The 9,896-nt window shown below is 72.4% G+C and carries 10 protein-coding genes; all 10 read right to left on the reverse strand.

The genetic code is table 11. The features are described from left to right. On the reverse strand, positions 1 to 1,833 hold a 1,833-nt coding region (locus ETD85_RS56115), incomplete at its 3' end, for a glycoside hydrolase family 3 protein (RefSeq protein WP_138698021.1). 103 nt (positions 1,834 to 1,936) lie between these two features. Continuing rightward, the gene (locus tag ETD85_RS56120; RefSeq protein WP_138698022.1) at positions 1,937 to 2,752 is read right to left on the reverse strand and encodes an alpha/beta fold hydrolase; all 816 of its coding nucleotides are present in this window, start codon (positions 2,750 to 2,752) and stop codon (positions 1,937 to 1,939) included. Continuing rightward, the gene (locus tag ETD85_RS56125) at positions 2,728 to 3,114 is read right to left on the reverse strand and encodes a VOC family protein (RefSeq protein WP_138698023.1); all 387 of its coding nucleotides are present in this window, start codon (positions 3,112 to 3,114) and stop codon (positions 2,728 to 2,730) included. The genes ETD85_RS56120 and ETD85_RS56125 overlap by 25 nt, the downstream gene beginning before the upstream one ends. A 93-nt stretch (positions 3,115 to 3,207) precedes the next feature. Continuing rightward, positions 3,208 to 4,164: an AraC-like ligand-binding domain-containing protein gene (locus ETD85_RS56130; protein WP_170247390.1), complete on the reverse strand. Its 957-nt coding sequence runs from the start codon at positions 4,162 to 4,164 to the stop codon at positions 3,208 to 3,210. Between the two features lie 154 nt (positions 4,165 to 4,318). Then, positions 4,319 to 5,248, reverse strand: coding sequence for a lipoyl synthase (gene lipA / locus ETD85_RS56135; RefSeq protein ID WP_138698025.1), 930 nt, complete (start codon positions 5,246 to 5,248; stop codon positions 4,319 to 4,321). A 42-nt stretch (positions 5,249 to 5,290) separates the two neighbouring features. Continuing rightward, positions 5,291 to 6,277 carry a M48 family metallopeptidase gene (locus ETD85_RS56140; protein ID WP_138698026.1) on the reverse strand — a complete coding sequence of 329 codons (987 nt, stop codon included), beginning with the start codon at positions 6,275 to 6,277 and terminating at the stop codon, positions 5,291 to 5,293. Between the two features lie 58 nt (positions 6,278 to 6,335). Further along, on the reverse strand, positions 6,336 to 7,028 hold the full coding sequence (lipB, locus tag ETD85_RS56145; RefSeq protein WP_138698027.1) for a lipoyl(octanoyl) transferase LipB: 693 nt from the start codon (positions 7,026 to 7,028) through the stop codon (positions 6,336 to 6,338). 37 nt (positions 7,029 to 7,065) lie between these two features. Further along, complete coding sequence (locus ETD85_RS56150; protein WP_138698028.1) at positions 7,066 to 7,803, reverse strand: Type 1 glutamine amidotransferase-like domain-containing protein; 738 nt, start codon at positions 7,801 to 7,803, stop codon at positions 7,066 to 7,068. 35 nt (positions 7,804 to 7,838) lie between these two features. After that, a complete protein-coding gene (locus tag ETD85_RS56155; protein ID WP_138698029.1) occupies positions 7,839 to 8,729 on the reverse strand; it encodes a TIGR01777 family oxidoreductase in 891 nt (296 codons plus the stop codon). A gap of 96 nt (positions 8,730 to 8,825) precedes the next feature. After that, a partial coding sequence (gene sucB / locus ETD85_RS56160) for a 2-oxoglutarate dehydrogenase, E2 component, dihydrolipoamide succinyltransferase (protein ID WP_138698030.1) occupies positions 8,826 to 9,896 on the reverse strand: 1,071 nt, incomplete at its 5' end.

Below are 9,896 nucleotides of genomic sequence, written 5' to 3' on the forward strand. Positions count from 1 at the left end.
CGCCAGCGCCGCCCCCGCCTCCTGCCCGGGGAACCAGGTGAGCAGCACCGCCGCCACCTCCTCCGCCCACGGCATCTCGACCGGGGAGCCCGCGTTGACCACCACCACGGTGCGCGGGTTCGCGGCGGCGACGGCACGCACCAGCTCGTCCTGCCGTCCGGGCAGCCTGAGGTCCTTGCGGTCGAAGCCCTCGCTCTCCACCTCGGGCGTCGTCGAGACCACGACCACCGCCACGTCGCACTCGGCGGCCACGCGGACGGCCTCGGCCAGGAGCTCCTCCTCGTCGCGGGCCGGGACGGCGTGGCCGAGCGCGAAGGAGACCAACGCCATGCCGCCGAACGCCCCCGTGGGGTGCGTCACGGCGAGCTCGTACGCCTGACCGGCCGTCATCGGCACCCGCATCCGGTGCTCGGGCGGCGACAGGAACGACATCGCCGGGTCGTCGCCCGCCGCTTCCACGCTCCCGTCGAAGACGCTCTCGCCGTTCACGGTGACGGTGAAGGCACCCATCCCGACGACGGAGAGCTGGTGGTCGCCGGAGACCTCCGGCGTGTACGACGCCAGCAGCCGCACCGCCTTGAGCCGCTCGCCGTCCACGCCGGGCGGCAGCTGGCCGAGCCACCGCGCCTCGGCGGTGACCAGCGGCTGCTCGGCCAGCACGCCGCCGGCCTCGTCCAGGAACTCGGCGGTCGCCGGGCGGGCGAGCGGGGACAGGCGGATGCGCGGATCGGTGCCGAGCGCGTACCGGACCTCGGCGCGCCCGGCGAGACCGGCCAGCGGGGAGACGACCCGGTCGGGGAAGACCTGCGCGCTGCCCCCGCCCATGACGCGCGCCTCGTCGGCGGCCGAGCCGATCACGGCCAGCGTGCGGACGTCCGCCAGGGGCAGCAGGCCGTCGTTGGTGAGCAGGGTGAACCCGCGCTCGGCCACCTCCCGCGCCAGCGCCACCCCGTCCACGGGAGTGCCCGCGTCGGGCGCGGATCCGCCCAGGGCGCCGACCCGCTCGGCCAGGCGCAGGATGCGGCGGACGCGGTCGTCCACCGCCGACTCGGGCACCCGCCCCTCGCGGACGGCGGCCTCCAGCCGCTCGCCCCAGGGCCCGAACGGGCCGGGCATCGCCACATCGGTCCCGCCCAGTGCGGCGGCCTCGGTGGAGCGCACCGCCGTCCAGTCGGACACCACGAACCCGTCGAACCCCCACTCGCCCTTCAGCACCCCGTGCACCAGGCCGGCGTGCTCGGTCATGGTCGTGCCGTTCACCGAGTTGTAGGCGGTCATGACGCCCCACGCGCCCGCCCGCACCACGCGCTCGAACGGCCGCAGGTACACCTCGCGCAGCGTCCTGTCGTCCACCTCGACGCTCACGGTGAAGCGGTCGGTCTCGAAGTCGTTGGCCACGAAGTGCTTGGGCGTGGTGCCCACGCCGCCCTCCTGGACGCCCTCGACGTACGCCGCGCCGATCTCGCCCGTCAGGTACGGATCCTCCGAGAAGCACTCGAAGTGCCGCCCGCCGAGCGGGGACCTGTGCAGGTTCAGCGTGGGCGCGAGCAGGACGTGCACGCCCTTGCGCCGGGCCTCCTGGGCGAGCAGCCGGCCCGCCCGCCTGACCAGGTCCACGTCCCACGACGCGGCCAGCGCGGTCGGGCTCGGCAGGGCGATCGAGGGGTCCGCCGAGCTCCACTGTTCACCGCGTACGCCGATGGGGCCATCGCTCATCACGAGCCGGTCGAGGCCGATCTCGGGGAGTGGCGGGAGAGACCACATGTCCGCGCCGGTGAGCAGCCGGATCTTGGTGCTGAGGTCGAGCCTGCCGAGCAGTTCGTCGATGTCCACGATCACAGTGTTCACCAGAAAACCGAGCGATCAATAGGTTTGTGGCCTTTGCGTTATGCAAAGACGGCGATCGACCCATGAGTCCCGGCATCCGGCTCCAGGCTCAGGCGAAGAACTCCAGCAGCTCGGGGGCCAGCGCCTCGGGGGTGACGTTGTGCGACTGGCCCTTCAGGACGCGCCGCACCGCGCCGGGCACGGCCGCCGCGACCGCCGCCCCCGCGTTCGTCATCCAGGCGGGGCTGTCGCCGCCGTTGAGCACGAGCGTCGGCCGCGCGATGGCGGCCAGCCGGGCGGCGGGCAGCGCGTTGCCCGGCCCCAGCACGGCCGCCTCGTAGGAGAGGGTCTGCGCGATCGTCTCGGCCTGCGCCCAGAACGGCTGCGCGCGCATCGCCCCCACGGCCCCCGCGGGCACCTCGGCCGCCTCCACCATGAACCGCTCCACCGCCTCGCCCGGCCGGCCCGCCCGTACCAGCGCGTCGAGCCGCTCGGCGAAGTCGGCCGGCAGCGCGGGCGCGCTGTCGTCCACGTGGTAGGGGGGCTCCCACACGGCCAGCCGTTCCATGGCCGGCCCGCTGGGGGAGGCGGCGGCCTCCAGGACGAGGGCCGCGCCCGACGAGCCGCCGAACACCATCACCGGCCCGTCCGCCGCCGCGACGACCGCCGCCAGGTCCTCGATCTCCCGCTCGACGGCGTACGGCCGGGTGTCCCCGCTGGCGCCGCGCCCTCTGCGGTCGTAGTTGAACACCGTGAACCACGGCGACAGGGCGGCCGCCACGCCCGCCAGCGTGGCGTGCGCCTTGTCGGTGAACGCGCCGTGGACCAGCACCACCGCCGGTCCGGCGCCGTACCTGTCGAAGGCGATCGGGGTGCCGTCCGCCGAGATCGCCGCGCCGCTCAGCCGGCCGGCTGCACCAGGCACAGCGCCTCCCAGTGGTGGCCGTCGAGGTCGGCGAAGCCGCGCTGGTAGCGGTACTCGTCCTTGTGCTGCACGCCGGCGGGTGCGGCCCCGGCGGCGAGCGCCTTGTCCACCAGCTCGTCGACCTGGGCCGGGTTCTCCATCCCGAGCACCAGCACCGCCCCGGTGGTCTTGGTGGCGTCGGCGATCTCCTTGGTGACGTACGAGGCGAACGTCGGCTCGGTCAGCAACATGACCTGCGTCTGCTCGCTGATGATCACCGAAGCCATGCCCTCGGCCATGCCGAACAGGGTGAACCCGAGCTCGGTGAAGAACTGCGTCGACCGGTCCAGATCCTTCACCGGCAGGTTGACGAAGAGCTGCATCTCCTGATCCCTTCCATCGATCGGGCGAACACCGTCAGTCTGCCGGGCGGCGGTCTGCCGGGTCTTGGATCTGGGCGCCAGGACGATTGACGTTCAGTGCACAGCTGTCCCGGCCGCTCCCGCGCGGCGGTATTCGGCGGGCGGCACCCCGTACGTACTGCGGAAGAGCCTGCTGAAGTGCGCCGAGTCGGGCAGCCCCCACCTGGCCGCGATCTCGCTCACGGGACGGGCGCCGCCCGCGGCCAGCTCCGCGCGGCAGCGTTCGAGCCGCCGTCGCCTGATCCAGGCGGCCACCGTGGTGTTCTCCGACTCGAACAGCCGGTGCAGGTAGCGCACGGAGATGTGGTGCGCCGCCGCGACGGTCGCGGGATCGAGCTCCATCTCGCCCAGGCGCTGCTCGATGAAGGCGTGGATGCTGAGCAGGAGCACCCGGCGGCGCGAGTCGGCGGGCAGGGCCGGCTCCTGCTCGGCGCGTTCGGCGAGGGCGGTGCTGATCAGGTCGGTCACCACGGTGGACAGCCTGGCGGCGCTGCTCGGCTGGTAGGTCTGGTGATCGGTGGCCACCCGGCGCATCAGCGGCACCGCCAGCGCGGCCGCGCCGGACTCGGCCGAGAACGGGAGCGCGGTGAGATCGGCGGGCAGCGTGAGCAGCTCGTGCGGGAAGCTGAACACCGCGAGCCGCACGGCCGAGTCGTAGGCCAGCTCATAGGGGCGGTTGAAGTCGTAGACCGCGAACTCGCCCGGCCGGAGCCTGGCCTGCCGGTCGCCCTGGCTCAGGCGCGGGTTGCCCGACACGGCCAGCACCACCCGGTAGAGCTCGGGGTTGTCGCGGTGGATCAGCCCCTGGGTGCGGTGGATGCTGTGCGGGGTGGAAGTGCGGATCCGGCCGACGCCGACGGGGCCGAGCCGGCCGATCTCGATCTCGCCCCGCAGCGGGGCGCTGGGGTGGATGCGCAGGTCGAGCGGGCCGAGGACGTCGCACACGATGCCTCGCCACTCGTCGTGGCGGCGCTTGGCGGGCAGGTCGCTGGTGCGGATCAGAACGGTCATGCCCCCGGCCACCTCCGTCGCTCGCGATGCCATGCTAGCCACGCCCTCCGGCCCGCGGTAGCCACCCGGCGCGACGCTCCCCGTGCGACGCTCGCGGCACGCGCAGGAGCCCCGGGCCGCAGCGCAGCGGCCCGGGGCTCCCCGTCTGCTTCGCTCAGGCGGTCTGGCGGGCCTCGATGGCCTGCCGGTAGAGCCGGCCCGCCCGGTACGACGAGCGCACCAGCGGCCCGGACAGCACCCCGGCGAACCCGATCGCCTCGGCCTCGGCCTGCAGCTCCACGAACTCCTCCGGCTTCACCCACCGCTCCACCGGGTGGTGGCGCGGCGTCGGCCGCAGGTATTGGGTGATCGTCAGCAGGTCGGTGCCGGCCTCGTGCAGGTCGCGCATGGCCTCGACGACCTCTTCGCGGGTCTCGCCCATGCCCAGGATCAGGTTGGACTTGGTGACCAGCCCGGCCTCGCGGGCCGTCGTGATCACTCCGAGCGAGCGCTCGTAGCGGAACGCCGGGCGGATGCGCTTGAAGATCCGCGGCACCGTCTCGACGTTGTGCGCGAACACCTCCGGCTTGCTGGAGAAGACCTCCTCCAGCTGGTCGCGGTTGCCGTTGAAGTCGGGCACCAGCAGCTCGACACCGCATCCCGGCAGCAGGCCGTGGATCTGCCGCGCGGTCTCGGCGTAGAGCCAGGCCCCGCCGTCGGGCAGGTCGTCGCGGGCCACGCCGGTCACGGTCGCGTATTTCAGGCCCATCTGCTGGACGGACTCGGCCACCCGGCGGGGCTCGTCGCGGTCGTATTCCTTCGGCTTGCCCGTGTCGATCTGGCAGAAGTCGCAGCGGCGCGTGCACTGGTCGCCGCCGATGAGGAAGGTCGCCTCGCGGTCTTCCCAGCACTCGTAGATATTGGGACAGCCCGCCTCTTCACAGACCGTGTGCAGGCCCTCCCGGCGCACGAGCGATTTCAGCTCGGTGTATTCGGGGCCCGTCCTCAGCTTGGTCTTGATCCACGGGGGCTTGCGCTCGATAGGGGTTTCGGCGTTACGCACCTCCAGGCGGAGGAGCTTTCGGCCTTCAGGAGCAACGGTCACGTTCTCAGCTTACGTCTCCCGGGAAGCCGGACCGTTCGAGGGTCAGGAGATGAGGCCGAAACCGCGGATCGCCCGGGAGTAGCAGGCACGCAGCTCCTCGTCGATCAGGTCGGACTCCCGTGTTCCGAGCAGCTCGGAGTGCGGGACGGAGGTGAGCACGCCGTCCTCCGTCAGCCGGAACCTGGACAGCGCCCCCTGCCTGATCGACGCCACGCTCTCGCCGCGCAGCGCCGCCGCCTGCATCGGCGCCAGGTAGCCGCTGTCCGCCACGAGCCCGCGCAGCTCCGCCAGCTCCCGCTCCGAGGCGGCCCGCAGCGCCCGCGCCTCGTGCCTGGCCGCGGTACGCGCCTCTCCGGCGCGGGCGAGGCGGCCCAGGCCGTACTGGAGCAGCAGCAAGGGGCCGCCGAGCACCCGGCCCAGCAGCCGGCCGAACATGCCCATGACCTCGTAACCCGTGCCCGGCTGGTCCGCGATGCCGATCGAGGCGGCGACGATCTTGGTTTGCGCCTCCTCCCTGACCCGCAGCGGCCCCGCCGCTCCCACCAGCGCGTCACGCCAGGACTCCAGCGTGTCCAGGGCGCCCGACACCACCAGCTCGTCGCCGGTGGGGACGCGGGCGTACGCGGTGGCCAGCAGGACGGCCCGCTGCCTGGGCGGCAGCGCCAGCCACAGCGGCAGGCCGACGACCAGCACCGGGGTGCGCGCCGGGCCGACGCGCTCGTAGCGGGTCTCGGGGTCCAGGTCGCTGATCGCGACCTTCCGTGGCCGCTTGACCCCGATGCGGTCGGCCACGCGGTCCGCGACGGCGTACAGCTCCGGGGCCGACGAGCGGCCGAGCACCTCGGCGTCGGCGGGCAGCCGGCCCAGGCGCGGGCGCAGCGCCCAGCCAACGGCCAGGCTCACGCCGCCGAGCAGCCACGCGAGCAGAGAGCCGGTGTTACCCGCGATGACCCAGACGCCGAGCGCGACGAAGCCCAGGGTCAGCAGGTGCACGATGAGCGCGAGCACGAGAGCGAGAAGGCGCTTCACAGGGGCGATAGTAAACCGGAGATATCCGGATAATCGCCGCTGTCAGATGCCGATTCGGTTACCGCCGGACAAGGTCCTCTTCATGGAGCTCGTACGACTCCAGCCCGAGCGCCTCCGCCAGCCGTTTCTCCGCGATCGGCATGACCTCCTCCACCACGATGCGCCGGCCCGTCTCCGCCGACAGCGACGACACGCCCACGTCGGGCAGGCCGCACGGCGCGATGCGGTTGAACCAGCGGGGGTCGTTGGCGCAGTTGAGTGCGAAGCCGTGCATCGTGACGCCGCGCGAGAAGCGCAGGCCCACCGCGCCCAGCTGGCGGTCGGGCAGGCCGAGGCTGGCGTCGCCGGCCGCCCAGACGCCGCCGCGGCCGCGCACGCGCCTGGCCGTGACGCCGAAGTCGGCGCAGACCTGGATCATCGTGTCCTCCAGCCGGCAGGCGTAGGAGACCACGTCGGTGACGGCCACGATCGGATAGGCGACGAGCTGGCCGGGGCCGTGCCAGGTGAGGCGGCCGCCCCGGTCGACGTCGACGACCGGGGTGCCGTCGGAGGGACGCTCGTGCGGGGCGGTGCGCTTGCCCGCGGTGTAGACCGGGGCGTGCTCGAGGAACAGCACGGTGTCGGTCACCTCGCCGGCGACACGTTTGCCGTGCACCCAGCGCTGCAGCGACCAGGCCTGCTCGTAGGGGACGTCGACACCAAGGCGGACGATGGCGAGTGCGTGGGGATCGTCCCCGGGGATGGGGCGCATGAGCCTATTGTGCCGTTGCCTCACCCTTGAAGGGTAATCAGGGGGTCAGGAGACGGGGCTCGATCCTGAGCTCCTTGACCCCGCCGACCCCGTCGCCCTCCACCTTGTACGCGTAACCGCCCGGCTCGACGGTCACCGCCTGGATGAACTCCGTGCCCACGTAGTGCAGGCCCACGCCCTCGTCGGCCGCGTAGCCGCCGGGCAACTCGCCCTCGGCCACCGACCGCTGCAGCAGCGCGCGGCGCTGGGGGTCGGAGTCGTAGTGGACGCCGCACGAGTAGGGGAGCAGGGCCAGGCCCTCGGCCCACACCCGCAGCTCGGGACCGAAGGAGTCGGTGTTGCCGCCGACGTGCCAGCACAGGGCCCCTGCGCTCTGCCCCGACAGCACCACGCCGGACCGCCAGGCCTCCTCGAACGCCTCGTCGAGGCCGTGCAAGCGCCACAACGCCATAAGGTTGGCCGCGCTGCCACCGCTGACGTAGATCATGTCCTGTTCGAGCATCCAGGCGCGCGGATCGGCCACGTTGGGCATCGGGAACACCGTCAGATGGCTCAACTCGACGTCCCAGCCCGCGAAGGCGCCGTACATCTTCAGCAGCCAGTCCGCCGAGTCGCCGACCGCGGTGGCGACCAGGCCCAGCTTGGGCCGGTCCTGGCCGGTCAGGTCGAGGCCGTAGCGCAGCAACGGGCTGGCCTCGATGAAGCTGTAACGCCTGCTCGGACGGAACGATCCGCCCCCGATGGCAAGAATGTGCGACTGTCCCGACCGGCTCACGTTCAGATCTCCCACCTGCTAAAAGGAACGGCACACTAGAGTACGGCGCTCAGCGCCGCGTCGAGGCTGGTATGCGTGAAGCTGTAGTCACCGGCTGTCAGCTTGCCTGGTAGCACGCGGTGACTGGGCAGCAGACCCTCGCGGGCGAACTCGCCGAGCCCCGCCGAGAGCGCGAACCCCGGCACGGGCACCGGCATGGTCCCCTTACGCAGGGCTTTTCCGAGTGTACGAGTGAACTCGGCGTTGGTGACGGGGGAGGGTGAGGTGAGATTGACCGGCCCCACGATGTCCTGATTTTTCAGGATGTGCAGCACGGCCCCCACCCAGTCGTCCACCGAGATCCACGACCAGTACTGCTTGCCCGACCCCAGCGGCGCCCCGAGCCCCATCCGGAAGATCGGCAGCATCCGCCCGAGCGCCCCGCCCCGGCCGAGCGCCAGCCCCGTGCGCAACTGGACCGCCCGGACGCCGTGCTCCTCCGCCCGGCCCGCCTCGCCCTCCCACAGCCCGCACAGATCCGCCAGGAAGCCCGTTCCCCTGCCCCTGGTCTCATCCACCACCAGGTCGCCCGTGTCGCCGTAGAAGTCCACTCCAGAGGCGCAGACGAACACCTCAGGCGGACGCGACAGCCGGCCCAGCGCGTCGACGAGGACCCGCGTGCCCTCCACCCGGCTGCCGACCAGCTCCCGCTTGTACGCCGCGCTCCACCGCTTGTCGCCGATCGGCGCGCCGGCCAGGTGGACCACGGCCTCGGCGCCTTCGAGCGCGGCCAGGTCGACCACCTGCTCGGCGGGCTGCCAGAACGCCTCGTCCGGCCCCTGCGGCTGTCGCCGTACGAGCCTGACGACCTCACGTCCCCCGGCCCGCAGTTTCTCGGTCAGAGCGCTCCCCAGCAGGCCCGACGCCCCACTCACGATGATCGCCATGACCCCACAGTACGCCCGGGGGACCGCGCGGCCGGGCAGCGAAAAGCCGGGCGGCCCGAAACAACGGGCCGCCCGGCCGGAGATCCGCCGGAATCCCTACGCGAGGCCGAGCTGAGCCTCGAAACGGCCCTCTTCGAGACGGCGCTTCACCGTCGTCAGGAACCGGGCCGCGTCGGCGCCGTCCACCAGGCGGTGGTCGTAGGTCAGCGCCAGGTAGACCATCGACCGCACCGCGATGACCTCGCCCTCAGCCGTGTCGATCACCACGGGCCGCTTCACGACGGCGCCCGTGCCGAGCATGCCGACCTGCGGCTGGTTGAGGATCGGCGTGTCGAACAGGGCGCCGCGGCTGCCCGTGTTCGTCAGCGTGAAGGTGCCGCCGGTGATCTCGTCGGGCGTCACCTTGTTGGCGCGCGTGCGCTCGGCCAGGTCGGCCGTCTTGCGGGCGAGTCCGGCGAGGTTGAGGTCGCCGGCGTTCTTGATGACCGCCGCGATCAGGCCGCGCTCGGTGTCGACCGCCAGGCCCAGGTGCTCGACGTCGAAGTACGTGACCTCCATGGTCTCGTTGTTGATCGTCGCGTTGAGCTTGGGGTGCTGCTTGAGCGCCTCGATGGCGGCCATCTCGAAGAACGGCATGAACGACAGCTTCACGCCCTCACGGCGCAGGAAGTCCGCCTTCGCCTGCTCGCGCAGCCGCGCGATCTTCGTGACGTCGACCTCGACCACCGTGGTGAGCTGGGCCGCCGTCTGCAGCGACTCGACCAGGCGCTTCGACATCGTCTGCCGCAGGCGCGACATCTTCTCCGTGCGGCCGCGCAGCGTCGTGTCGACCTCCACGGCCTCGGGCGCGGCGGCGACCTGAGCCGGCGCGGCCTGAGCCTGGGCGGGGGCCGCGGCGGCGGGCTGCGCGGCGGGAGCCGGGGCCGCCTGGGCCGCGCTGGCCTGCTCGCGCTGCGCCTTGGCCGCCTCCAGCACGTCCTGCTTGCGGATGCGGCCGCCCACGCCGGTGCCGTTGATCGAGTCGAGGTCGACACCGTGCTCGTTGGCGAGCTTGCGCACCAGCGGCGTCACGTAGGGGCTGTCACCCGACGACGGCAGCGAAGCGGGCTCGCTGGCCGGCGTGGTGGCGATCGGCGACGGCTGGGCCGGGGGAGCGGCCTGCTGCGC

This window comes from Nonomuraea zeae, from assembly GCF_005889725.1.
Classification (GTDB): domain Bacteria; phylum Actinomycetota; class Actinomycetes; order Streptosporangiales; family Streptosporangiaceae; genus Nonomuraea; species Nonomuraea zeae.